Consider the following 26566-nt stretch of genomic DNA (forward strand, 5'->3'; position numbering starts at 1 on the left):
CAAATGAACCGAATCTATCGCTGGTACAGGAGATGGAGTCTCGCGACGAGGCAGTTTCTGTTCTTATTTTTGATAACGTTCACGTTCTTCGTTCTATTAGCTTGGAATAATTACTACCGGGCAGCCGACTTGTTCAAGAATCAAATGGTAGCGGACTCCGTGACCTTGATCGCGCGCACGAATCAGTTTCTTGATACGTATCTGGACAATAGCCGGAATGTACTGCTGCTAATCGCGACAGACGCCAAGCTGCTTCAGGAAGGAGACGGCAACAAAATATCCGAATCGCTTCGGTTCATAACCGAGAACAACAGCGCACTAGTAAAAACGCTGTATATCATCCGAAAGGATGGGAAGGTATACGCCAGCTCACAGGTAAATTACGATATTATCGGCAATCCGAAGCTAAGCGAAATCTATGCGAAGTCGCAGCAAACCTATGGAGCGGCGGTCGTTAGCCAGCCTTATGTATCGACGCTCTCCGGTGAAACGGTAGCTATCTCCAGACCGGTAAGCGCCGGCAACGGAGACATTATAGGCGTCGCGGTTATTGAGCTGAATCTGGATAATCTGAATCGTAAAATCAGCGAATTGACGTCCGATTCCTATCAAACGTTCGTCATTATGTCCGATAAGGACAAGGTGGTTACATTCGATCGGGATAATAGCATCCTGCCTCAAAAACCGGGCACTTATCACGATGATCTCCCCGAATCGTTCGTCGGGGAGCTCGCAGGGCTCCCCATAACAGCAAGTAATGTGAGCGGGCAAACCGGCAAGCTGGTTGTCGTGAAATCCGGTCAGAATCGGCTCGGCTGGACGCTGCTTGTGCTGATCAAAGATCGTTACTTTTATCATAACGTCATTCGCTTATTCGATAATTACAAGGCTGCTGCCAGCATTTGGTTCGTGATTCTACTGTTCATGGCGTTTGCAATGTCTCGCTATATGACCAAATCGGTACGGATGCTCGCAGTCAAGATGGATCGGGTACAAGATATGGGCGTAATCCCAAGCCTTGTTGTCAAGAGGGAAGACGAGATCGGGCGGCTTACGCTAAGCTTTAATGCCATGATGGAGCGGATTCGTAATTTGCTGCAGGAAACAAAGCAAATGGAAGAACGAAAGAAGCAGCTGGAGCTGAAGGTGCTGCAAAGCCAGATTGCCCCCCATTTTCTGTACAATACGCTGGCATGCATCGGAAGTTTGGCTAAACAGCATCGGACGCAAGAGGTTAAAGATACGATCAGAGCGCTAGTCGGCGTATTATCGCTCAGCTTCGATAAAACGTCGGAATTCCTAACGGTGAAGGAAGAGCTTGATGGATTGAACATGTATATGCAAATCCAGAAAATACGGTATGGTGACAAATTCAGGTTCGTTCAGGAAATCGATCCTGAAGCGTTCCCGTGCAGCATTTTGAAACTCACGCTTCAGCCGATATTGGAAAATGCCGTTTTCCACGGTATCGCCCCAAGCCACAGTAGGGATGGGCTCATTCACGTCCGGGGTTCCATACGTAAAGGGAAACTGCGGTTCTTTATCCGCGATAACGGCGCTGGGATAGACAAGGCGAAGCTCCGGAAGGTGCTTGACGAGCAGACGGCTGCTTCTGGCAGCGAGCGCTCCTCCGGCATCGGGATGGCGAATGTCCATCATCGCCTGCGGCTTCACTATGGCACGGCTTACGGGCTTAGGATCGGCAGTCTGCCCAATGTGGGGACGGTCGTCTGCATAACGATCCCTGTCTAAATAATTGTCGGTTTTGTTCATCATTTCGCAAGATCACTGCATAGTTGAAACCCTGTTCGTCTTGCTATACTTGGTTTGCGCTACTGAATGCGCTTACAAAGATGCGAGGTGAACCTATGAACCAGCGGATTGCAGCACAATCCATCCAAAATTCGGCGTTGAAACCAGGGATGATCTCCGTCTTCTTCCGTACGATTTGGCGCTTTAAAGCTTTTTATTTGATGCTCTTACCGGGACTTATTTATTACATTGTCTTCAAATATATCCCGATGTACGGCGTCATTATAGCTTTCAAAGACTTCAATATCATGGATGGGATCTGGTCAAGCCCATGGGCCAGCCCATGGAACAAACATTTTTTAACTTTTTTTCACTCGCCTTATTTCGCGCAGCTGCTTACGAATACCTTTCTGATCAGCGTTTACAAATTGCTTTTTGGGATGATACCTCCCATTGCGATGGCGCTTCTATTAAACGAATGCCGGATCAAATGGTTTCGATCATTGATCCAAACCTTAACGTATATGCCGCATTTTCTCTCATGGGTAATCATATACGGAATTCTGCTCGCGCTGCTTTCCCAAAGCTCCGGATTGTTGAATCAGTGGCTGCAGGATGCGGGCGGAACTTCGATACCCTTCCTAACCTCAACATCGTACTTTCGGTCCATTCTGGTGGGATCGGAAATATGGCAAAATCTCGGCTGGGGAGCCATCATTTATTTAGCGGCTATTGCCGGTATCGATCCAACGCTTTACGAGGCGGCGCGGGTGGATGGGGCAGGAAGACTGCGGATGATTTGGCATATTACACTTCCCGGCATCCGGACCGTTGTCATTATGCTGTTGATCCTGAACTTGGGCCATATCCTTGATGCGGGCTTCGAGCAAATTTACATCATGTACAACATTCAAGTCTATGCCGTCGCCGACATTCTCGATACGTGGGTGTTCCGGACCGGGCTGCAGCAGCTTAACTTTAGTTTGGCTTCGGCGGTTGGATTATTTAAGGCAGCAATCGGATTGGTTCTGGTGCTGGGGTCGAACAAACTAGCGAAGCGGTGGGGGGAGGGCATATGGTAAAAAGCACGAATGACCGCATCGCCGATACCGTTGTCTTTATGATTCTGCTCCTATGCGGACTTATTGCGGTATTTCCGCTGCTCTATGTCTTATCCGTTTCGCTAACTCCATTCAGCGAAGTGCTCAAAAACGGAGGCTTCATTCTCGTGCCGAGATCGATCACGTTTGATGCCTACCGTAAGCTAATCATGGAATCCAATATCCCCCGCGCCTTCGGGGTAACGGTTCTGGTAACCGTCATCGGCACGATTCTCAATATCGCGATTACGTCATTAATGGCATATCCGCTCAGCCGCAAACAGCTCCCGGGACGCAACTTTTTTCTGATGATGGTGGTTTTTACTCTACTGTTCAGCGGCGGGATCATCCCGACTTATCTGGTCGTGAAGTCGATGGGGCTTCTGGATTCGATTTGGGCCATGATTTTGCCGAACCTCGTGTGGAGCTTTAATGTGCTTATTATGAAAAGCTTCTACGAGTCGCTGCCTGAGGAACTGTTCGAATCGGCAAGGATCGATGGGGCTAAAGAATTCCGAATCTTGCTGCAGATCGTCGTCCCGCTGTCCATACCCGTAACGCTAACCATCGGATTGTTCTACATGGTGGGCCACTGGAACGAATTTTTTCAAGCGATTATGTATGTAACGGATCGGAATCTGTTCCCACTTCAGGTGGTCGTGCGGGAAATTTTGATTCAAACGCAGCAACCGCTCGAGAATGCCGACAATATGACACCGAGCGAAACCTTGCAAATGGCTTCGGTCATTCTGGCAAGTCTGCCCATCATTATGGTATATCCGTTTTTGCAGAAGCACTTTACGAAAGGCATGCTGCTAGGCTCTGTCAAAGGTTGAAACTCGGCCACTCATTACTGCAGGAATGGGGCAAGCCGATTTAACAATATAAGCGTTCCTACAAGAAAGGGGTTCCTCAATCATGAAGCGTATGAAAGCTTTTACCGTTCTGCTAAGTAGTATCCTGCTTATAAGCAGCGTGCTTGCAGGCTGTTCATCCGGCAATTCCTCGACTACTCCGAAGACATCGAACAACGAAGTTTCCGGTACAAATGATGGTGGAAAGTCCGCGGACTCAGGCGAATCGAAAAATGCGGTCAAACTCGATATTATTGAAACCGGTAACAATTTGCCGACCCCGGATAAGGACTTTATTAAACAGGCGATTGACAAAGCGATTCAGACGGATTTGAATCTAACCGTGTACGCATCCGGTGATGATTATAAAAACCAATTGAATGTGCGGCTGGCATCCGGTAATTTTCCCGATTTATTTCAAGTTTCAGATCGGGCAACGCTTAAACAATTCGTCGAGCAGGGGCTTGTGCTGGATTTGACCCCTTATACGGATAAGCTGCAGCCGGTTAAGGATTTTATCGGCGATGAGAGCTTCAAGAAGACGACGTTTGACGGGAAAGTGTACGCCGTTCCGAAAGCGCCTAGCATCCCTTACAACACCTATTGGATTCGCAAGGATTGGCTTGATAAGCTCGGCCTTCAGCCGCCTTCTACAATCGAAGAATTTCTGAATGTGGTTAAGGCGTTCGCCGAGCAGGATCCGGACGGCAATGGCAAGAAGGATTCACTTGGTCTTACCGGCAGCAAGCTTTCCACGTTCGCTCCGATCTTCGGCGCATTCGGCGTAGGGGATCCGAACACATTCTACGTCAAGGACGGAAAGCTGACCAATTCTCTATATGATCCGGCAATGAAAGATGCACTGGCATTCATCAAACAGCTTAACGACACCGGTGCAGTCGACCCGGAGATTATGGCCAATACCGGCCTTCAACATCAGGAGAAAGCGATTAAGGGGCAAGCAGGCATAGTCTGGATCGACTGGCCAAACTTGAGTAAGGATCAATTCACCGAACAAATCAAGAAAGTAAACCCCAACGCGAATTGGATTCAACTCGCACCTCCCAAAGGGCCGGGGGGACAGTACGACGGTCCGTACGATTTGGGCGGAACCACAGGCATCTATGCAATCCCGAAAGCGCTGGAGAACAACAAGGAAAAATTACAGAAAGTATTCGATTTGCTGAACTATGTTTCCGGCAAGGAAGGATCGATGCTGGTGCAGTTTGGCATTAACGGAACGCACTATAATCTGGAGGGCGACAAGGTCACGCCGACCGAGTTGATGGGTAAGGAAGCTGGCTTTACGTGGCTGTACCAGTTTACCGGCAGACCGGAAATGGCCTACCTAGAAACGAAATTCGCACCTCAATCCCAATTTATTCAATTCGCCAACAGCCAGCCGAGAATGCAAATCCTGAACGGATTCCTGACTAATCCTGAAGGGTACAATCCAGCGGACAGCAGTCGGTTCATCGAAGAAGAATTCGTAAAATTTATTTATGGAAAAACCCCGTTAACGGGGTACGACAGCTTCCTTAAAACGCTTGAATCGAGCATGAATTTCAAAGCGTACATGGATGCCTCGACTAAACAGCTGGAGGAGCTCGGTTACGGCAAATAAGCAGGAAGAGCGCTTCATATGTGCATATACGCGTTTTAGGATTAATTTACCAACTCAACCCTGTCGAAGACTCTGAAGGCGGAGGTAAATTATGAGTAAATGGTATAGAAGGTATCGAGGCGACGCTCTTAGACTATTTCTGGTATTCATACTGGTACTCACGTTCATTCCAGCAGGAAGAGAAACGCTTGCAGAAGGGATAAAGCTGACAACCGGCAATTATTATTACAGCCCTGCGCCGGATGCAGGAAACTCTCCCGATTATGGTGCAACCGGCTTAGTTTCGTCAGCGAACGGCAAGCTTCTTGACGGCTCTATGACGACCTATGCCGGTTGGATGGGGAGCGCAACATCCAGTGGCACCGTGCATGTAGGGTTTGATCTGCTAAAGGACTACCCGCTGGAGAGCATTAACATCGTGCTCAATTCTCCGAACAGCTATTGGGGCTATAAACAATTTACGGTCAAATACCGTCCCGAAGCCGAAACCGATTATTACTATATTGCCGGCAAGCATGTTAAATCAGGAAGCGCTTTGAATGATACGGTTAACATCCCTATGGAGAATAAGACGGCTAGGTTTATTGTCATCGATATTAAACGGGCGAATGCCTATCAGCATATCCCGCTTACGGAAGTGCAAGTTTATATCGGAACCGGGGATGTAGGGCAGAATCCGGCTGCCGCTTATAGCATAGAGCAGATGCAGGCTGAACTGAAAAAAGATGCATTGATGGTGGATAAATACGGGCAATGGGTTTATGATTCGTGGGCCGGAAAGGTTTCGACCGATTCGCAATTGAAGCAGGAATATGCCAGTGAGTCGGATGCACTCTCAAAGGTTTCACTAGACCGCTCTAAATATGATGAGTTTGGCGGTATTAAAAGTCTGGGACAGTACAAAGCTACCGGTTATTTCCGACTCCAACAAATCGATGACAAATGGTGGTTTATCACTCCTGCCGGCTATAAATTCATTCTGAAAGGCGTGGATGCGACAAGTATTTGGGAATGGGGATACGGAACCCCGTTTAAGAAAACGGACGGCTCGCTTCGGAAAGTGTTCGAGGAGCTCCCTGATCCGAGCGTGTATGCTCCTGCATACACAAATGACTTAAATGGCGAGAGAGTCAGCTTCGTGATCGCAAACGTGATGAAGAAATACGGGCGCAACTACGAGTCGAAATGGGAGGAGCTCACCAAGAAGCGTTTGATGGACTGGGGCTTTAATGCCTTTAGTAAATGGAGCAGACCTAATCATGTCACGTTTCCCTATATACAGGTATTGCAAGATCCGATGACTTTGAAAAGGATCCAATGGACATACGATGTATTCGATCCGCAAGCTGAATCCATAATCGATAACGCGCTGAGTGCACAGCTCCAGAAGGGGAAATATGATCGGTGGTTGATTGGCTATACGTACGATAATGAGGCAGGATGGACGACCGATATAGTAAAAGAAATATTGACGTATGATTCGACATCCGCTGCGAAGAGTGCGTTTGTGGATTTTCTTGCGCCAAGATATCACAACGACATCCAAGCTGTAAATGAGCTTCTTGGCACGAGTGCGGAATCATTCGATAGCTTAAAGGATACGCCGATCGCAATCGCGAACGTTCCGGCTGTTGACGTTTCAGACTATATGAAGCTGGCCTCCAAAACCTACTTCTCGACAATCCGCGGTATTATCGAAAAATACGATTCGAACCATTTGTTCTTAGGGTCATCTGTCGTTCCTACCTGGCGGACCAGTCTGGATTGGGATTCGGCTGCTATGGAATATGTAGATGCTTTTTCAGTAGACCAATACGCGAAAGAGGCAAGCTGGTTATCCAGGTATGAAGCATTCGGCAAACCGCTGCTCAATCTGGAATATACATTCAGCACAGGGGAGCGAGGGTTATCGCCGGTCAGTGCGGCAACATCTACAGCCAGTATTGCGGAGAGAGGTGCGGCCTTCCAAGCTTTCATTGAGAGTCAGACCGCCCATCCGCTCTTTGTCGGCTCGGGTTGGTTTGGCTATTATGATCAGGCAGTTACCGGTCGTAAAGATGGCGAGAATTTCAATACAGGCTTGGTTAACCAGCAGGATCAGCCCTATACAGAGATGACCACGATCATGAAGAGCGTCAATGCAGAGCTCGAAACGATCCATGAGAAGGGGAGATAAGAATAGGAATGCCAGTAATCTAGATGATCCACAAACCATCGTAGATGCGATTGCGGCGCAAGCAACCGGAGAAAGCGTGAAATTCCGGTCAGTCGTAGGCGAAGCAGGGAACAATCTACTGGAGCTGCGAAAGTCTGTTCCTATCGAGGAATACTTGGAAACGATTATGCAAGGCTATAAATAACATCGTGATCGACTTAGGGTCAGTCTAATAATAGGTAAGGATACAAGAGCAAACCTTCAATACAGGTTTGCTTTTTTTAACATTTACAGATCATAAATCATGGTGTAAAATCGACACCATAACTTGTATACAAGTATACTTGTAGACCTGAGAGGTGAACGAAATGAAATTAGGTATGATTGGTTTAGGCAAAATGGGATTTAATCTGGCGCAAAATTTGCTTCAGAATCAGCATCAAGTTGTGGTTCAAGATGTTAACCCCGAGCCCGGCCAGAAGTTGGCGGAATTAGGAGCTGAAACCGCTGAGACGATAGAAGCATTGGTGAATAAGCTGCAAGCTCCACGAATTGTATGGATCATGGTTCCCGCAGGGAACATTGTCGATCAAGTACTCGCAACTCTTGCACCGCTTCTAGAACCAGGGGATATCGTAATCGATGGCGGCAACTCGCACTATAAGGATTCAATCGCTCGCGCGGAACAACTGAATGCGCAGGGCATTCGGTTCTTTGATGTCGGCACGTCCGGCGGAACCGAAGGTGCGGTGCGCGGAGGCTGTTTCATGATCGGCGGCGATCAAGAAACGTTCGCTATTATTGAACCTTTATTTCAAGCTATCGCGGTGGAGAAAGGCTATTTGTATGCCGGCAAAAACGGCAGCGGCCATTTTCTGAAGATGATTCACAATGGTATCGAGTACGGCATGATGCAATCCATTGCCGAAGGCTTCGAATTGTTATCGAAGAGCGACTTTGACTATAACTACGAAGAAGTTGCGCGCGTTTGGTCGAATGGTTCGGTCATTCGCAGCTGGCTGATGGATCTGACGGAACAGGCTTTTGCCAAAGACCCGCAATTGGACGGCATCCGCGGAATCATGAAGAGCTCAGGCGAAGGGAAATGGACGGTGGAGACTGCGCTTGATCTGGAAGCCAGTACGCCGGTAATCGCCCTTTCCTTGTTAATGCGCTACCGTTCATTGGAAGCCGATACGTTCCACGGCAAAGTAGTTGCGGCACTGCGCAATGAGTTCGGCGGCCATGCCGTAGTCCGGAATTCGTAGAGGCTTTTCGCCTTCGCATAGTATCCGAGGCCGAATTTATGTTAAAATCGATAATACTTATCGATGTTAACGTTCGAAATTGATCTGCGTAGGAGAGTTGAAGCCAGATGCGGTATCCATCTGTTTGGTTGCAAGGCGTATCCCGCGGGGACGCAATCGCTTGTGAATTAAGGCTGCAAATGATAAAGGGAACGATTAAACCGGGGGAGATCATTTCGGAGAACCGGGTTGCTGCCGACTTCGGCACAAGCCGGTCCCCGGTTAGGGAAGCATTGAAAACGTTGTCAAATGAAGGGCTTATCCGCCTGGAACGAATGGGAGCGGTCGTTCTCGGACTCAGTATGAAGGATCTTGAAGAACTATACGATGTCCGGTTTTTGATCGAAAGCTTCGCTCAGCAGCGTCTGGCCACGGGGGATCATGGGGCATTGTTTGTTAACTTGAAGCAGTTCATCGACAGGATGGAGCTCGCAATGAAATACAAAGATTGTGTCGAGTTTTCTCGGCTTGATTTTCAATTTCATGAAGCGATCATTACGGAAGCCAAGCATGCAAGAATTCTGCATCTATGGAAGAGTATCCGCCATATTGTGTTGACTGTGATGCTTATTACAACGGACGAAGTGTTCTCCGAAGGAGAAACCAAGCTGAATGCGGTTATCGAGAAGCATCGCGTGCTCTTGAAAGCGCTCGAATCGAAGGAAGTTACATTGATTCAAGAAGAGGTGCGGGCTTATTTTGCCGATTCCATCCAAACGCTTCATAACAGTATTTCATAAAAGGTGATTCGAAATCGACGCATGGATATGCGTTTGGCTAAAGTTGTCGACAAGTATACAACACTTCGATTTCCAGAAAATGAAATCGGTTGCTGGTGGAAAGGGATTTTGCTGCCCATACTATCCAAGAACCGGGCAGTCCGGATGATTAAAGGAGGTTCATCATGAGCACGATCTTTGGCTTCAGCCATAACGTAACATTAATTATATGGGCACTCGTTTCCATCGTATTTCTTGTTACGCTTATTGCGAAATTTAAATGGAACCCGTTCGTTACGCTGCTAATTGCGGCATTAATGCTGGGTTTGCTTGCGGGGATGGCACCTGCGGATGTAATTAAAGCGGTTACCGGCGGTTTAGGCGGCACGCTGGGAACGATAGCGATCGTAATCGGACTCGGTACTATGCTCGGCAAGATGATGGCCGAGTCCGGTGGAGCCGAACGGATCGCAACGACGCTAATCGATAAATTCGGAGAGAAACGCGTACATTGGGCGATGATGATTGTCGGTTTTATCGTCGGTATTCCTGTCTTCTTCGAGGTCGGTGTGATCCTGTTAATCCCGATCGTGTTCATCGTCGCAAGAAAAACAAAAATGTCCTTATTGCAAATCGGGATCCCCGTACTGGCCGGATTATCTACCGTACATGGTCTCGTGCCTCCGCATCCTGCGCCGATGATTGCGATTGATGCCTATAAAGCGGACCTGGGCAAAACGATTCTGTACTCGCTCATAGTCGGCTTGCCAACTGCGATACTTGCAGGGCCGTTGTTCGGTAAGTTTATTGGCAAACGGATTATCACGGAGCCGCCGGCCAAGTTGGCCGAGCAATTCGCATCCTCGGATAAGCGATCGCTGCCGGGCTTTGGAATTACGTTATTTACGATTTTGTCGCCGGTTATTCTCATGCTAATCGGGTCGCTGGCCAATATAATCGATCCACTGGCTACATCAAGCGTGACGCGGTTTTGCGAATTTATCGGGCATGAGGTAATCGCCTTGTTGATCGCAGTTATCTTCTCTTTCTATTCGCTCGGCTTCTCAAGAGGGTTCTCCAAGGAAGATGTGTCGCGCTTTGCAAGTGAATGCTTGGCACCTACGGCTACGATTATTTTGATCATTGGCGCAGGTGGGGCATTCAAGCAAGTGTTGATCACGAGCGGAGTCGGCGATGCCATTGCAGCACTTGCTACTTCGGCCCATGTGAACATCATCTTCTTCGCATGGTTCATCGCTGCTTTGATCCGAGTCGCTACGGGCTCAGCCACTATTGCGATGACAACGGCGGCGGGTATCATTGCCCCGATCCTTGGCCAAACCCCAGATGCCAATGTAGAACTCGTCGTATTGGCAACCGGAGCAGGCTCGCTTATACTCTCGCACGTCAATGACGCCGGTTTCTGGATGGTCAAAGAATTTTTCAATATGACGGTACCGCAAACCTTGAAGTCATGGACGGTCATGGAAACGATTTTGTCCGTTATGGGATTGATTTTTATCATGCTTCTAAGCATGGTCGTTTAAGATTCAAGTCAGCTATAGCATCACTTGCAATTGATCGGAAAGAAGGTTCAACCATTGAATCAACCTATTTATATGATTGGCGTCGATATCGGAACAACCAGCACCAAATCCGTGATTTTCGAAGAGAATGGTACCATTGTCACCAAAGCGGATGAAGGATACCCGCTTTATACGCCGAACTCGTCCGTGGCCGAACAAGATCCCGATGAAATATTTCGCGCAGTCCTTCTTACCATCAAACGTGTCATGGCTCAAAGTGGGGCAAAACCCGAACAGATCCTATTTGTTTCCTTTAGCTCCGCGATGCATAGCGTCATTGTTGTAGATGCCGATGGCAAGCCGCTCACGCGCAGCATCACATGGGGGGATAACCGGAGCGCGGCATATGCTGAGCGGTTAAAACGCGAACTGAATGGTCATGAGATCTATAGGCGGACAGGGACGCCGATTCATCCCATGTCACCCTTGCCGAAGCTAATGTGGCTTCGACATGAGCACGAGGATTTGTTCCGGCGGGCAAGCAAATTTATATCGATTAAAGAGTATGTATTTGCTCGGTTATTCGGTGAATATGTGATCGATTATTCGATTGCGTCGGCGACCGGCATGATGAATCTGGAGAATCTGGATTGGGATGAAGAAGCGCTTAGCCTTGCAGGGGTTTCGAGGAGCCAATTGTCCCAGCTTGTGCCTACGACCCATTCCCTGCAGGGGATGAAAGCTGTCTTCGCTGCCGAGACTGGCCTTGCTGCATCTACGCCATTCATCGTAGGTGCCAGCGACGGCGTGCTCTCGAATCTAGGTGTTAATGCAATTGAGCCCGGGATCGTCGCAGCGACAATCGGAACAAGCGGCGCCGTTCGCACAGTCGTGGATAGACCGGTGACCGATGCCAAGGGAAGAATCTTCTGCTATGCGCTCACGGATAAGCATTGGGTGATTGGTGGCGCAGTCAATAACGGCGGGATGCTGTTACGGTGGGCAAGGGACGAATTTGCAGCAGCCGAAGTCGAGACAGCCAAACGGCTCGGCATTGACCCGTATGATTTATTAATGGACATCGCGGCACGGGTTAAACCGGGCTCGGACGGTTTGCTGTTCCATCCGTATTTGACCGGCGAGCGAGCGCCGCTATGGAATTCGAATGCAAGAGGGTCCTTCTTCGGACTCCATATGAGGCATCATAAAGAACATTTCATTCGCGCCGTACTGGAAGGGGTTATTTTCAACCTTTATACGGTATTGTTAGCGATGGAAGAGAATATCGGGCGTCCGAAACGGATCATGGCTACTGGCGGTTTCGCCCGCTCGCCACTATGGCGCCAGATGATGTCGGATATTTTCGATCAGGAAATCATCGTACCCGAATCATTCGAAAGCTCTTGTCTAGGCGCGGTTGTACTTGGTTTATATGCGGTGGGGAAAACGGATTCCTTGGCTGTCGTCTCCACGATGGTGGGTTCCACACATGCGCATCATCCGAACAAACAGCATGCCGCGATTTATCGTGAACTGTTGCCGATCTATCTTCATGTTTCCGGTAAGCTGGAAAGCGAGTACGAGGCAATCGCGCAATTCCAGCAGAAATATGCGGCGGAATAATCCTAACAATAGAGCGTCTCTCAGCCACAAATGCTGTGAGGCGCTCTATTTTTGCATAATTAATGTGTTAAAATAACTAGACTAGAGAAGGAGTTGAAGCCATGATTCGAACCTTTATTTTTGATATGGATGGAACGCTGTTTCAAACCGATAAAATTTTAGAAATATCGCTCGAGGATGCATTCAATCAATTAAGGCTGCAGCGGCAATGGGATAAAGAAACACCAATTGATAGCTACCGCGCAATTATGGGTGTACCACTTCCGCAAGTGTGGGAGACGTTGCTACCCAATCATTCGATGGAGATCAGGGAACAGACGGATGCTTTTTTCTTGGAACGATTAATCGCTAATATAAGAAGCGGCAAAGGTGAACTGTATCCGAATGTGAAGGAAGTTTTCCGTTATCTGAAAGAGAATCATTGTTCGATCTTCATTGCAAGTAATGGGTTAACCGAATATTTACAAGCCATTGTAAGCTATTATCAATTGGATGAATGGGTAACGGAGACTTTTAGCATCCAGCAAATCACCTCCTTGAATAAATCAGCCTTAGTTCAAAGTATCGTTGAAAAATATGCCATTACGAACGCGGCGGTAGTCGGCGACCGTCTATCCGACATTAATGCCGCCAAAGATAATGGTTTCTTATCCATCGGATGCAGGTTTGATTTCGCACGGGAGGAAGAGTTAGCCCAAGCCGATAAGGTGATATCCGATTTAAATGAGCTTAAAGCGCTAGTGGCTGGGTAAAACGAACAAAGGCATCCTTGTGGATGCCTTTTGTGATTTTGTTACGGTTTATCGCAATTGAGCCGGTGCCCAGTTCATGATGTAATCGGCAATTTCTTGGAAACCTTTCTCGGCAATAATCCAATGAGACCGTTTGGGGAACTCTACATACTGAGTAGTCGCACCGGATTGTTGGTCATAAAGCTGAAAGTTCTTCTTTACCATAGCAGCAGGCACGATATGATCTTCTTCTCCTGCGATGATCAGCAGCGGTCCTCGTTTACCGTTCTTGAAGTTAACCGTTAGCGGGCTCGCGGAATTGAAGGAAGCAAATGCACTTTGGAAGAAGATTTTGCTTGTTTCAGGGACAGCATAGGTGAAAGCTTCTTTCTGTTCCTTTAATGGCATTGTATTTACGAACGCAAATTGGAATTGCTCGAACGATAAGCTCACGGTCTTCCTCCAAGGCTTAAGAAGGATGGAGGCGACTGATTTAGATGCCGTCTTGAAGGCTCCCGGGTTAATCCCTTTAGTAGCTGCCGGGTCAATGGCGATACCAGCGGCACCTAAATTGCGGTCCATAAGAATTTGCGTAATCAACCCACCGAAAGAATGGCCAATTAAGATCGGTTTCTCCGGCAATGCTTGAATAATACGTACATAATGATCTACGACTTCCTTTAGACCGAGCTTTCCAAGCGCTTTGGAAGGGTTGTTCCGAAGGGCATCAAGCGTCCGATCATGGTAGGGCCAGGCGGGAGCCATTGTCTCATAGCCGCGCTCGATAAAGTAGTTCCGCATTGGCGCCCAGCTGTCCGGTGTCATAAAAGCTCCGTGAATAAAGAGAATAACCGGTTTCTTGGATTGATTTGCATTTGAATGCATAGCAACGTTGTTCATGTATGATTTCCCCTTTCGGCTGATGAAGTGTTGGTTGATAGGTATGATCATAACAGGACTGATTCGTACGAACCGTAACTTTGTCACATAACGAAATAAATAAACGATCTTGCTTGCATATGACGCAACAAAGCCGCCTTGATGGCGGCTTTGATTGGCATGTTGCTTATAGCTTGCGGAAGCCTTGCTCCTTCTTATAACTCTATGTAGCTTTCGAGCGCGGTTCGATTGTTAATCATGATCTTGCCTCGTGAGAGTGTAATGATTTCTTCCTTCTCAAGCTGCTTCAACGTTCTGCTGATCACTTCGCGGGCTGTGCCCAGTTCAGCGGATATGCTGTCATGGGTAATACGCAGGGTATCGGAACCTCCGGATTGATCCGCCATTTGAACAAGAAATTCCGCAACTCTTCCGCGGATGGATTTGAAATGGATGCTGTCCAGCAGATTAGACATGATGACGATCCGCTTAGCGAATGATTTAAAGATAAATCGCCGGAATGTTTTATAACGATCCGTCCAGTCGCGAAAGATCTCAGACGGAATCGCCAGAGCTAAACCTGTCGTTTCTACGCAAGCAGAGGCTTCGTATTCGGCTTCGCCCAATATACTTGAGGTCATTAAAGGACAACATTCTCCGCTATGTATGCGATACAAGGTAATTTCCCGGCCCCCGGCGCTTATTTTGAACATTCTAACGGTACCTTCCAGAATCAAAATCGCGTACTCCAAGAATTGTCCTTCTTCAATAATATAATTAGGTTCCATCTGAAGTAATTGGATACCTTCATGATTCCAATCCTGCTCAGTGATATCCGCTAAGCTCGGGAATAAGGAAAGGATTCGCGATAAATGCTCAGACACAATCAAGCGTTTCAGCTCCTTTGAGTTTGTACAGTTGAACTGCGTCAACATCGAAAAAAGCAGCCCTTCGGCAGAGGGCGTCTTTCTCTTTAATTGCAACGACCGGATTAAGGAATAATGATCCTGACTGTCGTACCTTCTCCCGGGCGGGATTGCAGCGTGATCCCGTATTGTTGGCCGTAATAGAGCTTTAAGCGTTCGTCCACGTTATTGATGCCGACACCGCCTAACTTAGGCAGGGACGGAGAAGAATCCTCCTGCACAGCTTTCGCGCGCGCTTCGGGATCGAAGCCCACACCGTCGTCTTTCACGATGAAGTGTACATGTCCATCGTCGCTTGGCAGACAAGTGATGACTAACTGTCCGGGACTTTCTTTTTCCCGGATGCCATGATAGATCGCATTCTCAACGAGAGGTTGAAGTATGATCTTCGGAATGACTTTGGCAGACAGCGCCGGATCGAAATGCAGCTGATAATTCAGCTTGTCTCCATAGCGCTCCTTCTGAATAAATAAATACTGGGCGACATGGTTCATTTCATTCTCCACGGTTGTGAATTCACTGCCACCGCTCAATGATAGCTGGAAGAACTTCGCCAGCGCCTTAGTCGTAGATATAACGCGCCCGCTCTCATTAAATTCGGCCATCCACACGATAGTATCCAATGTATTGTATAGAAAATGAGGATTAATTTGACTATGCAGCACGCTGAGCTCGTATCTGTGCAGCGTTTTCTCCTTCGTCTCGATATCCTGCATCAGCCGGCGCATCTCCGTCACCATCGAATTGAAATGCTGCGCGAGTCCTTGAACCTCGGTAGCGCCAGTCTCAGACACGCTGACTTCCAGCGTTCCCGATTTCACCTTCTGCATGGCCTGTTCGAGGCGGCGGATCGGTCTGGTGATGCTTTTCGCCAAGAAAGGGGATACCGCCATAATCAGCAGCAGCAAGCCCAGTCCCACCAGGACGAATGAACGAAGCAGTTGGGTGCGCACTTGCCGTAATCCATCCAGAGAGCTGACGCCGACAAGCATCCAATCTGAATTTCGCAGCTGCGTTTGATAGACCAGACGATTTTCCGTTGCATCGTAGCCCTGCTTCGACATGCTGATCATTTTTAATTGCTCCTGCTTGTCAGCATCCGTGAAGTAGGAGGGATCTTTGTGGTACACGATGCCGCCTTTGCTGTTAATGATAAAAGCAAACCCTTTACTGCCCAAATCCAAGTCGTTCAAATAATTCTCAATGCCTTTGTATTCGATATCAAGCAGCACGACACCGAGGTTGCGATTATGCGCATCCTTGATTTCCTGACTCATCGAGATCACCCAGTTGTTCTTGTCCATCGAAAATTTCTGCATACGAGCGGAAGTAAGTACCGGATTCGTGCTGTTGATCGCGGCCACGTACCACGGTTCATTCATCATATTGGACGAACGGATCATGTTTAATTTGGTCTCGTTGGACAGCACGTAACCATCCTTGCCGATGACGACGACGGATTTAATATTAGGATCAGATAAGAGCGCAAGATGGATGAGCTGCAGCTCAAACTTCTCTCCTTCTTTGGTAGGGGAGGAAAGGGTTTGAATCGTTTGGGGATTCTGCGCCAGCATAGTCGTCAATACTTTCAGCCGATCGATATACATTTCCACTAAGCTGCCGCTCTTGGAAATCGCCGTATCGGCGGATTGAATCGATTCCTTCATGACCGCTCGAGAAATACCGACATATAGCACGGTGCCGATAATCCCAATCGTGAACACGCTGATCAACATATAAATCCACGATATTCGGAACTGCAGAGAACGAGGAATCAGCTTCACGAATGTTTAATCCTTTCCCGATATTGAATGGGGGAGAGTCCGAACTTCTTCTTGAAAGCAGCGCTGAAATAATTCGGATTATCGAAACCGAGCGACTCGGAGATCTGATAGATCTTCAAGTCGGATGTGAGAAGCTGCAGCTTGGAACGTTCCAAGCGCATGCCCATCAAGTAATCCTGGAACGACACATTAAACAAACGCTTGAACAAAACACTCATATAGCCAGCACTAAACCCGACCTTATTCGCCAAAGCTGCGAGCGAGAATTCCGGGTTAGCCACATTATCTTCGATAATCTGGGCAATCGCAGCTTTGTGGCCCGACTCGTCCGGCAGCTGCAGGGTTGTTTTATACTCGCTTACCAGATGCTGCAGCTCCGAGAGCTGTTGATCATTTTGGAGTTTCTCAACCAATTTGCGCAGCACTTCATACACGTCGGATTTGGACACGGGTTTTAGCACGTAATCGTCAACGCCGATTTTGAGGGCGGTAACCGCATATTCGTAATAGTCATACCCGGTGATGACGGCGATCTTCGCAGAAGGCTTTATTTCCTTTGCTTTGCGCGCAAACTCTAAACCGTTCATCTTCGGAATATTGATATCCAGCAATACCATATCGGGACGATGGGCGAGGAAGAGCTTAAGCCCTTCCTCGCCATTGTCCGCTTCGATAATCTCCGTTATGTTGAATTCCTCAAAGGGCAGCAGCCGTTTGATTCCGTTCCTGACTAACTCTTCATCCTCGACGATCAGCAGCTTATACATCCAATCAAACCCCTTGCCATTGTTATTCGACGGTAGAACGGAGGTAGCCGTAGCCTTCTTTATCCATATTGTCCAGCGAAACAAATCGGATCGACGCACTATCGATACAATAACGTTTCCCCGTTGATTCTTTCGGACCATCGTCGAACACATGGCCCAGATGGATATTGCCCACACGGCTCCTCACTTCTGTACGAACCATATTGAAGCTCTTATCTTCGTGAAAGGTTACAACAGCGGGATCGATCGGCTTCGTGAAACTTGGCCATCCGCAGCCCGCATCGTATTTGTCGCGGCTAGAGAACAACGGCTCTCCCGTCGTCACATCGACATAGATACCCGCGTCAAAGGTGTTCCAATTATCATTGGAGTAAGCCGTTTCCGTTTCGTTTAGGACGGCTACGCGGTATTGGATATCCGTTAACTTCTTTTTCAATTCTTCGTCGCTAGGGCGGGAGTATAGGGATGGATCGACTTTAACCGGTTCATCCAGAATTGTAAGATCGACATGGCAGTAACCATCCGGGTTTTTATCCAAATAATCCTGATGGTACTCTTCAGCCAAGAAGTAGTTGGTCAATGGCTTTACCTCAGTTACGATCTTCTTCGTGTATTTCTTCTGTTCCTTCGCTACAACCGCGTTAATAACGGACAAATCGCTATCCTGGGTGTAATAAATCCCCGTTCTGTAATTGATGCCCTCATCGTTCCCTTGTTTATTCACGCTGGTTGGATTAATGACCTTAAAGAAATCGGTCAGCAGCTCGTTTAGCGGAAGCCGTTCCGGATCATACTTCACCTCAGCCGTCTCGGCGAAACCGCGGTCACCTTGAACGACATCTTCATAAGTCGGGTCGTTTCCTGAGCCGTTAGCGTATCCGACGGTTACATCTTGTACGCCGTAAATACGGGATGCATAGGCTTCAATTCCCCAAAAGCAGCCTCCGGCCAAATAAATCGTTTGCAGCTTACTTTGCGAGTAATCCACCTTATCGTTTGGGTTCGGCGAGCGCGTCGTCGTAGGTTCTGTAGAGGCATCTGCGATCGCGCCTAAAGTCTCGCTTGTAGCGTTATAGCCGTTATCATTGGGCATGCGGCTGCCGCAAGCTGCCATAAAAACGAGCAATAGCAAGGATGCTGCGCTTAGTAATCTTCTCAAAGGAATCCCTCCGTTTAGGAAACTGGCGACTACATAATTTGTTTGAATGTATTGGTGATCACTTCGTTGGAATTCTGTCCCGGAGCCGTCTTGACCAGAACTCCGTCTGAGCCGATATAGAGGGAGGTTGGGTAGCCGCGAACGCCGAATTTCTTAGCCCATTTGCCGCCATCGTCGAGCAGAACGGTTACGTTCTTCGCGGTATTCTCAGCTTGCAAACCTCTGAACCACTCGGTAAAATCACGCGCGGATTGCTCGCCGTTGTAATCCGGACTGACGATCGTAATGACCTTGAAATCATTCTTTTGACCCGCTAAAGTGTTCAATTCGTCCATACCTGCAAGACAAATCGGGCACCAAGAAGCCCAATATTTCACATATACCTTCTGGCCGGCCAGACCGGCTAGCGTGACTTGATTCCCATCCAAATCTTTCAGATCGAAATGAGGTGCCGCCGAGCCTTTGTTCAGCGCAGTCGATGCGGGTTGGTCGGATTTCGAATTGCCGCAAGCTGATAACAGAAGCAGGAGTAAGAACAGGGGAATGACATACAGCGACCGTTGTGTGGATTTCATCGTAATAAACCTCCTTGTCTTCGTGACTTTCAAGCGGGTTTTAACTAAACCACGCTGTGATCATATTTAGTTTGTTCGTCATAAGCAGAATGCCCATAACGATAAGCAGCAAGCCGGATACGACTTTCAGCTTCGGCAAATGCTTATTGAAGGCACGCAATCGTCCGATCAATAGATCGGAGAAGAGGGAAAGGACTAGAAACGGAATCGATAAACCGAGTGCGTATACGAGCATGTAACCCCCACCTTGAAGGGCAGAACCTTCACTGGCCGATAAACTGAGCACAGCCGCGAGAATCGGTCCAATGCACGGCGTCCAGCCAAAACTGAACGTAAAGCCCAGCAGGAAAGCAGAGGCGAAGCCCATTTTTCCTTTCCATGCAATCGTGAGCTTCTTCTCTCTTTGCAAGAAGAGTAAATGAATGACCCCTGTTTGGAATAGTCCAAAGATAATAACAACGATCCCGCAGACATCGATGAACCACGAGGTGTTAATCACACTGCCAAGTCCTCCTGCTCCGAAACCAAGCAGCACGAATACGAAGGATATCCCGAGCGTGAAAAACAACGTATTTCCAATGAGCGATGGGTGGAACCGCAGCCTTCCTACGCGAGCAACATTTGTTGTACTTCCGGGAGCAGCACCGCCGAGATGCGCTAAATAAACGGGAAGCATTGGCAAAATGCAGGGAGAAAAGAAGGAAAGTATCCCGGCGAAAAACACGCTGCCGATGAACACTTGCAAATGCGACATGGCTACCACCTCCTTGTAAGTACCATTGTACGAGTTTCAAAACTGAAATGGTATACACTCTGACGATGAGATTCTGTGATATGATCATGTGTAATCGAAGGTGATTTTGTGATACCATTCTGGTGAATGACATCTAGGGAGGAATTGAACATGGACAAAGCCACTTTTGCCGGCGGATGTTTCTGGTGTATGGTTACGCCATTCGAAGAATTGCCGGGTATCGATAGCATTGTGTCTGGTTATACAGGCGGCTCAACGGAGAATCCTACGTATGAAGAGGTGAAATCGGGAGAGACGGGCCATGTCGAAGTCGTACAAATTACATTTGATCCTGAGTTATTCCCATATGAGAAGCTATTAGAGCTCTACTGGCAGCAGATTGATCCGACAGATGAATTTGGGCAATTTCACGACCGCGGAACACAATATGCGACTGCAATCTTTTATCACAACGATCAGCAGCTGGAGCTGGCGCTTCAATCGAAACAAGCGCTGGAATCAAGCGGCCGCTTTGATAAACCGATCGTAACGAAGATTTTGCCGGCGGCGGCTTTCTACGCGGCGGAAGAGTATCATCAAGATTATCATAAGAAGAACCCTAAGCACTACAAGGAAGATCGCGAGAAGTCCGGTCGCGATCAGTTCGTTCGAGACAACTGGAGTAAATAATCAAAGGCAGCCGATCGATGGATCGGTTGCCTTTTTTGGTGGCTAATAATATTTATTTGAATATTCCTTGACTGGAATATTCCATATGAGGTATATTCAATTCAGAGGATGAAATTGACCGAGAATGGAGGGCTTTATCGAACAAAAAGACTAAATACAGAGGTGAGCAGTATGTCATGATCAGGTCTGGAATGGACATAATGACCCTGAGTGCTTTGGCGGAACCCAATCGGATTAATATCGTGAACTTGTTGCTGGACGGACCTCTTACCGTAGGAGAAATTGCCGATCGATTAGGGCTAAATCAGCCCCAAACGTCGAAGCATTTAAAAGTGCTAAGCGATAGCGGGATTGTGGAAATTCGAGTGGATGCGAATCGCCGGATATATAATCTGCGATCAGAGCCTTTCAGGGCGATAGATCGTTGGTTGCAGTCTTTCCGGCACCTTATGGAAGATCGCTTGGATAGCTTGGACAGTTACTTGCGTGAAGTGAAGTACAAGAATCGACAGTAAACATCATTCAGTTGGAGGGGAATAGTAAATGGCTAACAACGCAATGATTTCGAACGTGGAAAATGATCGCGTTCTGGTTCTGGAGCGTATATTCGACGCGCCGCGAGATCTCGTATTCCAGATGTTTAAGGAAGCTGAGCATCTCAAACGTTGGTGGGGGCCGAAAGGCTGGGAGATTCCGGTTTGCAACGTCGATTTCCGTCCAGGCGGCGTGTGGCATTACTGCATGAAGTGCGTCGACCGGAAACAAGAACAATTTTACGGCATGGAAGCATGGGGGAAAGGCGTTTATAAGGAAATTAACGAGCCTGAATCGATCGTTTACAACGATTACTTCTCGGACGCTGAAGGTCATATCGACAATACTTTGCCGGCAACGCTAATCAAGATGGAATTCATCGATTTGGGAGGCAAAACCAAATTGGTAAGCCGCTCGGAATATGTGTCGGCAGAGGCACTGCAAACTGTCATGGACATGGGCATGCTGCAAGGCATTACCGAAACTTGGGATCGTTTAGGCGAGCACTTGGCTTCGCTATAATAAATTAATTTCATACGGGGAGTGTTTTATTCATGAATTAACCAAATCGGCCAGGTTATGCTGTACGTAAACAACCAAGATGCTTGCAGAGATTTTTGGACGGAAAAGTTAGGTTTCGAGGTGATCGCGGAAGTAAGCCACGGCCCGATGCGATGGATTGAAGTCGCTCCTAAGGGGGCAGCAACTAGCATTGTTCTTCATAGTAAGGAGCTCGTTGCCCAAATGAACCCTGAAATGAACCTGGGAACGCCATCAATCATGTTTTTCTCGGATCGTTTCGACGTGCTATACAATGATCTCAAGAACAAAAGCATCAAGGTTGGAGACATGATGGAGTTTCCCGCCGGCCGAGTGTTCAACTTCGCAGATAATGAAGACAATTACTTTGCGGTTTCCGAGAAGAAATAAAATAGACACTAGGTAGCCATAATTAAATCTTTGGACGAAATCGTCTGAAGTTTTTTGTTTGATTGATTCTGGGGAATGAGCGAAAGAAGAGCACCAGGGGATCTACATGAAACTATAAAATAGAAGAAAACAAGCTGCCAACACATGGTTTGGCAGCTTGTTTTTCATATTGTAGATAGTCTTGTTAACTGCAAGAGCAATTGAGTACCGGTTTGCGGGCGGCTGTTGTCTCGTCGAGCCGGCGTACGACGGTATGATAGGGAGCGCCAAGAATAATCGACGGATTTGTCCGCGCTTCTTCGGCGATTTGGATCATCGTATCGATGAAGCCGTCAAGCGTCTCTTTACTCTCCGTCTCCGTCGGTTCAATCATAATACATTCTTCAACGTTAAGCGGGAAGTAGATGGTTGGCGGATGGTAGCCGAAGTCGAGGAGCCGCTTGGCTACGTCTAATGTACGAACGCCGAACTCCTTCAGGCCGCGGCCCGACATTACGAACTCATGCTTGCAGACGCCTGGATATGGGAGCTCGTAATGTGGAGCAAGCCGGTGCATCATGTAGTTGGCATTAAGAACCGCGCATTCCGAAACGCGGCGCAGCCCTTCCGGTCCGTAGGTTCGAATATACGTATATGCCCGTACAAGTATGCCAAAGTTTCCGTAGAATCCTTTGACCCGGCCAATGGATTCAGGACGATCGTAGTCAAAGTAATACGTACCGTCCTGGCGCTGAGCGACGAGAGGACTAGGCAGATACGGCATGAGCTTGCTCTTCACGCCTACAGGACCGGCTCCAGGACCTCCGCCGCCGTGCGGCGTGCTCATCGTCTTGTGTAAATTAAGGTGGACCACGTCAAAGCCCATGTCGCCGGGCCTGGTAATCCCCATGATTGCATTCGAATTCGCTCCGTCGTAATAGAGGAGTCCTCCCGCCTCATGGATGATGGCTGCGATTTCTACGATCTGTTCCTCGAAAAGGCCGAGGGTGCTCGGATTTGTAAGCATGAGCGCTGCGGTGTCATTACCGACAACTGCGCGCAGCGCTTCAAGGTCGACCATCCCGCGCTCATTTGATTTAATCGTGATGGTCTCGAAGCCTGCGACGGTCGCGCTGGCAGGATTCGTTCCATGCGAGGAGTCCGGCACGATCACTTTGGTGCGAACATCGCCGCGGCTTTCATGATAAGCGCGAATCATCATCAGTCCGGTCCATTCGCCATGAGCACCGGCGGCCGGCTGAAGTGTAACCTCATCCATGCCGGTGAGCGCCGTGAGATCCCTTTGGAGCACGTACATCAGCTCGAGCGCACCTTGAATGCTGACTTCCGGCTGATAGGGATGAATCTTAGCAAAGCCTGCGAAGCGAGCGGTGTCTTCGTTGATTTTGGGATTGTACTTCATGGTGCAGGAACCAAGCGGATAAAAGCCGTTATCGACGCCGAAATTGCGTCTCGACAATTCGGTGTAGTGGCGGATGACGTCGACTTCGTAAACTTCGGGTAGTTGGGCAGGCGACTGCCTCAGCATCGCCGCAGGTATCAAGCTTGAAGGATCCGATTCAGGCACATCACAAGGAGGGAGAGAGTAGGCGACACGCCCCGGCTTGCTTAGCTCGAATATCAATGGTTTGGTATGTGTAGTCATGCCAGTTCCCCCAGTCTAGTAACGAATAGATCGATTTCGGTACGCGTTCGTTTCTCCGTAACGGCGATCAACATATGTCCTTGCAGCTCCGGGTAGGCGATCCCGAGATCGTAGCCTCCAAGAAAACCGGACGCCAGCAGCTTTAAATTCGTTTCTTTTACAGATACATGAGGCGGAAGTTTTACGACAAATTCATTAAAGAACGGAGCAGTAAAGGGTCGTTCCAAACCGAGCTTGACGAGCTGCCCGGCCGTATAATGGGCTTTCTGGAGATTTAAGTTTGCGACCTCGCGCAAGCCTGCTTTGCCCATCGTCGACAAATAGATGGAAGCGCACAGAGCGAGAAGTGCTTGATTCGAGCAAATGTTGGAGGTCGCTTTCTCCCGCCGGATATGCTGCTCCCGGGCTTGTAGCGTCAGAACAAAGCCGCGCTTCCCATCGCTATCCTTGGTTTGGCCGACGATCCTGCCCGGCATCCGGCGCATAAGCGATTCGGTGACGGCGAAGAAGCCGCAAGTAGGTCCTCCAAGCGATTGCGAGATGCCAAGCGGCTGCGCATCCCCGACGACGATGTCGCTGCCGAGTTTTCCCGGCGACTCCAGTAAACCGAGCGCCAAAGGATTACTGCTTACAACAAGCAGTCCTTTCACTTGGTGGATGATAGGCTCTATGGCTGCCAGGTCCTCGACGGCACCGAAGAAATTCGGTGATTGTACGAGCACGGCTGCAGTCTTGGCATCAACCGCTTCCCGTAGTGCGTCCAGATCAGTTACGCCATCCGTGAAGCCGACTTCGACGATATCCAAATTTAAGCCGCGCGCCATCGTGCGGACCATCTCGCGGGCTTCCGGATGAACGGTGCGCGAAATCACGAGGCGATTTCGCTTCGTCGCGCCGGCGGCCAGAGCGCCTGCTTCGGCCAAGGCAGTAACGCCATCATACATACTCGCATTGGCAACAGCCATGCCGGTCAGCTCGCAAATGTACGATTGAAATTCGAAGATGGCTTGAAGCTCCCCTTGACTGATCTCCGGTTGATAAGGGGTATAAGCGGTATAAAATTCGGAACGCGAGATCATGTGATTGATAACGACAGGCACGTGGTGGTCATAGATCCCGGCGCCAAGAAAGCTCTTATATCGGTCTGTGTCGGCATTGCGTCCAGCCAGCTCTTTCATATGCTCAAGGAGGGAGAACTCATCAAGCGCTGAGGACATTGGCATCGTACCGCGGTAACGGATTTCCTCCGGAATGTCCCGAAATAACTCGTCGATCGACGCTGCGCCAATCGTCGCGAGCATGTCGGATTGGTCTTGTTCGGTTATGGGAATGTAGCGATGTAGGGAAGCCATGAATATCACTCCTTCGGAAGTCTTTTATAGAATGGGGTCTTAATGACCTTGGCTTTCAGCTGTTTACCGCGAATCTCTACCGTCAGCTCAGTGCCGAGCGCGGAATAGTTGGCGTCGATTAAGGCGAGACCGAGATTTCGTTTCAACGTGGGGGATTGCGTGCCTGTCGTAACTGTGCCAATTAACGTTCCGTTAGCGAAAACAGGATAATGAGGGCGGGGGATGCCGCGATCGATCAATTCAATACCAACGAGCTTGCGGGCCAACCCTTCATCCTTCTGCCTAATCAGTGATTCCCGGCCAATGAAAACTTCTTTGTCCAGCTTGACGAAGAAACCGACTCCCGCCTCTAGCGGTGTGATAGCGTGCGAAAGCTCTTGACCGTACAGCGGCAAACGCGCTTCGAAGCGAAGCGTGTCGCGAGCTCCGAGTCCGGAAGGGAGCAAGCCGAATGGTTCGCCTGCTGCCAGAAGCTTCTTCCAAATATCGCCGGCTTTTTCTGCCTGCACGTATACTTCGAAGCCATCCTCGCCCGTATAGCCGGTTCTCGAAATCAACACATTCACTCCATCAAGCGAAGTGTTCGCCGCGAAGCGGAATGGAGCTAGCTCAAGAACCTCGTTGCTAGCCCCTGCGGCAGCCATCACTTCAGCGGCGGAAGGTCCTTGCAACGCGAGAAGGGCCAGTTCGTCGGAAATATTCTTAAGCTCGACATCCCCGATTAAATGACCCCGCATCCATTCGTAATCCTTATCGATATTCGAGGCGTTCACGACGACCATGAACTGATCTGCCGTGATGCGATAGACGAGCAGGTCATCGACAACGCCTCCATCGGGATAACACATCAGCGAATATTGCGCTTGACCATCGCTCAGTTTAGCGACATCGTTTGTCGTTAACAGCTGCAAGAAAGCTTCTGCGAATAAACCGGTGACCGTGAATTCTCCCATATGGGATACATCGAATAGACCGGCGCGCTGCCGAACGGCGTCATGTTCTTTCTGAATGCCGGAGAACTGGACAGGGAGTTCCCATCCGCCGAAATCGATGCAGCGGACCTCCGGATGAGCGGCATACAGCGGAAACAACGGTGTTCTTTTCAAATCGGCCATCATTACTCATCTCCTTGAACTCGAATTCGCAAATTCACGCAAAGAAGGACAGCAGCAAAAAGGCCGCGCATCCTCAGCCTAAGCTG

Annotated in this window: 24 protein-coding genes and 1 pseudogene; 15 read left to right on the forward strand and 10 right to left on the reverse strand. The window is 48.7% G+C overall.

The features are described 5' to 3' along the window. Positions 1–3: 3 nt before the first annotated feature. The 11 genes and pseudogenes from AC6ESO_RS04695 to AC6ESO_RS04745 form a co-directional block, all read left to right on the forward strand. Positions 4–1752 carry a cache domain-containing sensor histidine kinase gene (locus tag AC6ESO_RS04695; RefSeq protein WP_497090360.1) on the forward strand — a complete coding sequence of 583 codons (1749 nt, stop codon included), beginning with the start codon at positions 4–6 and terminating at the stop codon, positions 1750–1752. A 170-nt stretch (positions 1753–1922) separates the two neighbouring features. Next, positions 1923–2834 (forward strand): ABC transporter permease, encoded by a 912-nt coding sequence (locus AC6ESO_RS04700; RefSeq protein WP_497090497.1) that lies wholly within the window; start codon positions 1923–1925, stop codon positions 2832–2834. Continuing rightward, positions 2828–3688 (forward strand): carbohydrate ABC transporter permease, encoded by an 861-nt coding sequence (locus AC6ESO_RS04705; RefSeq protein WP_497090361.1) that lies wholly within the window; start codon positions 2828–2830, stop codon positions 3686–3688. The genes AC6ESO_RS04700 and AC6ESO_RS04705 overlap by 7 nt, the downstream gene beginning before the upstream one ends. An 82-nt stretch (positions 3689–3770) precedes the next feature. Next, positions 3771–5330 carry an extracellular solute-binding protein gene (locus tag AC6ESO_RS04710; RefSeq protein WP_497090362.1) on the forward strand — a complete coding sequence of 520 codons (1560 nt, stop codon included), beginning with the start codon at positions 3771–3773 and terminating at the stop codon, positions 5328–5330. Positions 5331–5421: 91 nt separating this feature from the next. Next, positions 5422–7506: a hypothetical protein gene (locus AC6ESO_RS04715; protein WP_497090363.1), complete on the forward strand. Its 2085-nt coding sequence runs from the start codon at positions 5422–5424 to the stop codon at positions 7504–7506. Then, a complete protein-coding gene (locus AC6ESO_RS04720) occupies positions 7490–7690 on the forward strand; it encodes a hypothetical protein (RefSeq protein WP_497090364.1) in 201 nt (66 codons plus the stop codon). The genes AC6ESO_RS04715 and AC6ESO_RS04720 overlap by 17 nt, the downstream gene beginning before the upstream one ends. Before the next feature lie 163 nt (positions 7691–7853). After that, a complete protein-coding gene (gnd, locus tag AC6ESO_RS04725; RefSeq protein ID WP_497090365.1) occupies positions 7854–8753 on the forward strand; it encodes a phosphogluconate dehydrogenase (NAD(+)-dependent, decarboxylating) in 900 nt (299 codons plus the stop codon). A 107-nt stretch (positions 8754–8860) separates the two neighbouring features. Then, on the forward strand, positions 8861–9532 hold the full coding sequence (locus AC6ESO_RS04730; protein ID WP_497090366.1) for a GntR family transcriptional regulator: 672 nt from the start codon (positions 8861–8863) through the stop codon (positions 9530–9532). Positions 9533–9696: 164 nt separating this feature from the next. Beyond that, positions 9697–11058, forward strand: coding sequence for a GntP family permease (locus tag AC6ESO_RS04735; protein WP_497090367.1), 1362 nt, complete (start codon positions 9697–9699; stop codon positions 11056–11058). Between the two features lie 72 nt (positions 11059–11130). Further along, complete coding sequence (gntK, locus tag AC6ESO_RS04740) at positions 11131–12660, forward strand: gluconokinase (protein ID WP_497090498.1); 1530 nt, start codon at positions 11131–11133, stop codon at positions 12658–12660. Positions 12661–12770: 110 nt separating this feature from the next. Continuing rightward, positions 12771–13412: pseudogene (locus tag AC6ESO_RS04745) on the forward strand (HAD hydrolase-like protein); the annotation flags it as partial. A gap of 48 nt (positions 13413–13460) precedes the next feature. Here AC6ESO_RS04745 and AC6ESO_RS04750 read toward each other — a convergent pair. From AC6ESO_RS04750 to AC6ESO_RS04780, 7 genes are all read right to left on the reverse strand, one after another. Then, the gene (locus AC6ESO_RS04750; RefSeq protein ID WP_497090368.1) at positions 13461–14291 is read right to left on the reverse strand and encodes an alpha/beta hydrolase; all 831 of its coding nucleotides are present in this window, start codon (positions 14289–14291) and stop codon (positions 13461–13463) included. A 194-nt stretch (positions 14292–14485) separates the two neighbouring features. Further along, positions 14486–15154 (reverse strand): Crp/Fnr family transcriptional regulator, encoded by a 669-nt coding sequence (locus AC6ESO_RS04755; RefSeq protein ID WP_497090499.1) that lies wholly within the window; start codon positions 15152–15154, stop codon positions 14486–14488. A 107-nt stretch (positions 15155–15261) separates the two neighbouring features. After that, positions 15262–16980, reverse strand: coding sequence for a sensor histidine kinase (locus AC6ESO_RS04760; protein WP_497090369.1), 1719 nt, complete (start codon positions 16978–16980; stop codon positions 15262–15264). After that, positions 16977–17747: a response regulator transcription factor gene (locus tag AC6ESO_RS04765; RefSeq protein WP_497090370.1), complete on the reverse strand. Its 771-nt coding sequence runs from the start codon at positions 17745–17747 to the stop codon at positions 16977–16979. The genes AC6ESO_RS04760 and AC6ESO_RS04765 overlap by 4 nt, the downstream gene beginning before the upstream one ends. 22 nt (positions 17748–17769) lie before the next feature. Continuing rightward, positions 17770–18906, reverse strand: coding sequence for a peptide-methionine (R)-S-oxide reductase MsrB (gene msrB, locus AC6ESO_RS04770; RefSeq protein WP_497090371.1), 1137 nt, complete (start codon positions 18904–18906; stop codon positions 17770–17772). A gap of 29 nt (positions 18907–18935) precedes the next feature. Further along, positions 18936–19481, reverse strand: coding sequence for a TlpA family protein disulfide reductase (locus AC6ESO_RS04775; RefSeq protein ID WP_497090372.1), 546 nt, complete (start codon positions 19479–19481; stop codon positions 18936–18938). Positions 19482–19521: 40 nt separating this feature from the next. Continuing rightward, positions 19522–20235, reverse strand: coding sequence for a cytochrome c biogenesis CcdA family protein (locus tag AC6ESO_RS04780; RefSeq protein ID WP_497090373.1), 714 nt, complete (start codon positions 20233–20235; stop codon positions 19522–19524). Between the two features lie 150 nt (positions 20236–20385). Between AC6ESO_RS04780 and msrA the strand changes: the two genes are divergently transcribed. From msrA to AC6ESO_RS04800, 4 genes are all read left to right on the forward strand, one after another. After that, positions 20386–20904 carry a peptide-methionine (S)-S-oxide reductase MsrA gene (msrA, locus tag AC6ESO_RS04785; protein WP_494817607.1) on the forward strand — a complete coding sequence of 173 codons (519 nt, stop codon included), beginning with the start codon at positions 20386–20388 and terminating at the stop codon, positions 20902–20904. Between the two features lie 176 nt (positions 20905–21080). Next, a complete protein-coding gene (locus tag AC6ESO_RS04790) occupies positions 21081–21419 on the forward strand; it encodes an ArsR/SmtB family transcription factor (RefSeq protein ID WP_497090374.1) in 339 nt (112 codons plus the stop codon). A gap of 28 nt (positions 21420–21447) precedes the next feature. Further along, positions 21448–21960 (forward strand): SRPBCC domain-containing protein, encoded by a 513-nt coding sequence (locus tag AC6ESO_RS04795; protein ID WP_497090375.1) that lies wholly within the window; start codon positions 21448–21450, stop codon positions 21958–21960. A 36-nt stretch (positions 21961–21996) separates the two neighbouring features. Continuing rightward, positions 21997–22368, forward strand: a complete 372-nt coding sequence (locus AC6ESO_RS04800; protein ID WP_497090500.1) for a VOC family protein — start codon at positions 21997–21999, stop codon at positions 22366–22368. A gap of 184 nt (positions 22369–22552) precedes the next feature. On the opposite strand, the gene gcvPB is transcribed toward AC6ESO_RS04800, so the two are convergent. From gcvPB to gcvT, 3 genes are read right to left on the reverse strand one after another with little or no spacing between them, the layout of a single operon-like run. Further along, positions 22553–24013: an aminomethyl-transferring glycine dehydrogenase subunit GcvPB gene (gcvPB, locus tag AC6ESO_RS04805; RefSeq protein WP_497090376.1), complete on the reverse strand. Its 1461-nt coding sequence runs from the start codon at positions 24011–24013 to the stop codon at positions 22553–22555. After that, positions 24010–25365 (reverse strand): aminomethyl-transferring glycine dehydrogenase subunit GcvPA, encoded by a 1356-nt coding sequence (gcvPA, locus tag AC6ESO_RS04810; protein ID WP_497090377.1) that lies wholly within the window; start codon positions 25363–25365, stop codon positions 24010–24012. The genes gcvPB and gcvPA overlap by 4 nt, the downstream gene beginning before the upstream one ends. Positions 25366–25370: 5 nt before the next feature. Continuing rightward, the gene (gene gcvT / locus AC6ESO_RS04815; protein ID WP_497090501.1) at positions 25371–26480 is read right to left on the reverse strand and encodes a glycine cleavage system aminomethyltransferase GcvT; all 1110 of its coding nucleotides are present in this window, start codon (positions 26478–26480) and stop codon (positions 25371–25373) included. Positions 26481–26566: the final 86 nt, after the last annotated feature.

This window comes from Paenibacillus rhizoryzae (assembly GCF_059686995.1).

What these genes read in the sequence shown, in the direction of transcription:
- msrA (WP_494817607.1), top strand. Translation starts at nt 20,386, where the DNA reads ATGGACAAAGCCACTTTTGCCGGCGGATGTTTCTGGTGTATGGTTACG.
- AC6ESO_RS04720 (WP_497090364.1), top strand. Translation starts at nt 7,490, where the DNA reads ATGAGAAGGGGAGATAAGAATAGGAATGCCAGTAATCTAGATGATCCA.
- AC6ESO_RS04790 (WP_497090374.1), top strand. Translation starts at nt 21,081, where the DNA reads ATGATCAGGTCTGGAATGGACATAATGACCCTGAGTGCTTTGGCGGAA.
- AC6ESO_RS04795 (WP_497090375.1), top strand. Translation starts at nt 21,448, where the DNA reads ATGGCTAACAACGCAATGATTTCGAACGTGGAAAATGATCGCGTTCTG.
- AC6ESO_RS04730 (WP_497090366.1), top strand. Translation starts at nt 8,861, where the DNA reads ATGCGGTATCCATCTGTTTGGTTGCAAGGCGTATCCCGCGGGGACGCA.
- gntK (WP_497090498.1), top strand. Translation starts at nt 11,131, where the DNA reads ATGATTGGCGTCGATATCGGAACAACCAGCACCAAATCCGTGATTTTC.
- AC6ESO_RS04780 (WP_497090373.1), bottom strand. Translation starts at nt 20,235, where the DNA reads ATGTCGCATTTGCAAGTGTTCATCGGCAGCGTGTTTTTCGCCGGGATA.
- AC6ESO_RS04715 (WP_497090363.1), top strand. Translation starts at nt 5,422, where the DNA reads ATGAGTAAATGGTATAGAAGGTATCGAGGCGACGCTCTTAGACTATTT.
- gcvPB (WP_497090376.1), bottom strand. Translation starts at nt 24,013, where the DNA reads ATGACTACACATACCAAACCATTGATATTCGAGCTAAGCAAGCCGGGG.
- AC6ESO_RS04735 (WP_497090367.1), top strand. Translation starts at nt 9,697, where the DNA reads ATGAGCACGATCTTTGGCTTCAGCCATAACGTAACATTAATTATATGG.
- gcvPA (WP_497090377.1), bottom strand. Translation starts at nt 25,365, where the DNA reads ATGGCTTCCCTACATCGCTACATTCCCATAACCGAACAAGACCAATCC.
- AC6ESO_RS04705 (WP_497090361.1), top strand. Translation starts at nt 2,828, where the DNA reads ATGGTAAAAAGCACGAATGACCGCATCGCCGATACCGTTGTCTTTATG.
- AC6ESO_RS04775 (WP_497090372.1), bottom strand. Translation starts at nt 19,481, where the DNA reads ATGAAATCCACACAACGGTCGCTGTATGTCATTCCCCTGTTCTTACTC.
- gcvT (WP_497090501.1), bottom strand. Translation starts at nt 26,480, where the DNA reads ATGGCCGATTTGAAAAGAACACCGTTGTTTCCGCTGTATGCCGCTCAT.
- AC6ESO_RS04765 (WP_497090370.1), bottom strand. Translation starts at nt 17,747, where the DNA reads ATGTATAAGCTGCTGATCGTCGAGGATGAAGAGTTAGTCAGGAACGGA.
- AC6ESO_RS04695 (WP_497090360.1), top strand. Translation starts at nt 4, where the DNA reads ATGAACCGAATCTATCGCTGGTACAGGAGATGGAGTCTCGCGACGAGG.
- AC6ESO_RS04700 (WP_497090497.1), top strand. Translation starts at nt 1,923, where the DNA reads ATGATCTCCGTCTTCTTCCGTACGATTTGGCGCTTTAAAGCTTTTTAT.
- AC6ESO_RS04750 (WP_497090368.1), bottom strand. Translation starts at nt 14,291, where the DNA reads ATGAACAACGTTGCTATGCATTCAAATGCAAATCAATCCAAGAAACCG.
- gnd (WP_497090365.1), top strand. Translation starts at nt 7,854, where the DNA reads ATGAAATTAGGTATGATTGGTTTAGGCAAAATGGGATTTAATCTGGCG.
- AC6ESO_RS04710 (WP_497090362.1), top strand. Translation starts at nt 3,771, where the DNA reads ATGAAGCGTATGAAAGCTTTTACCGTTCTGCTAAGTAGTATCCTGCTT.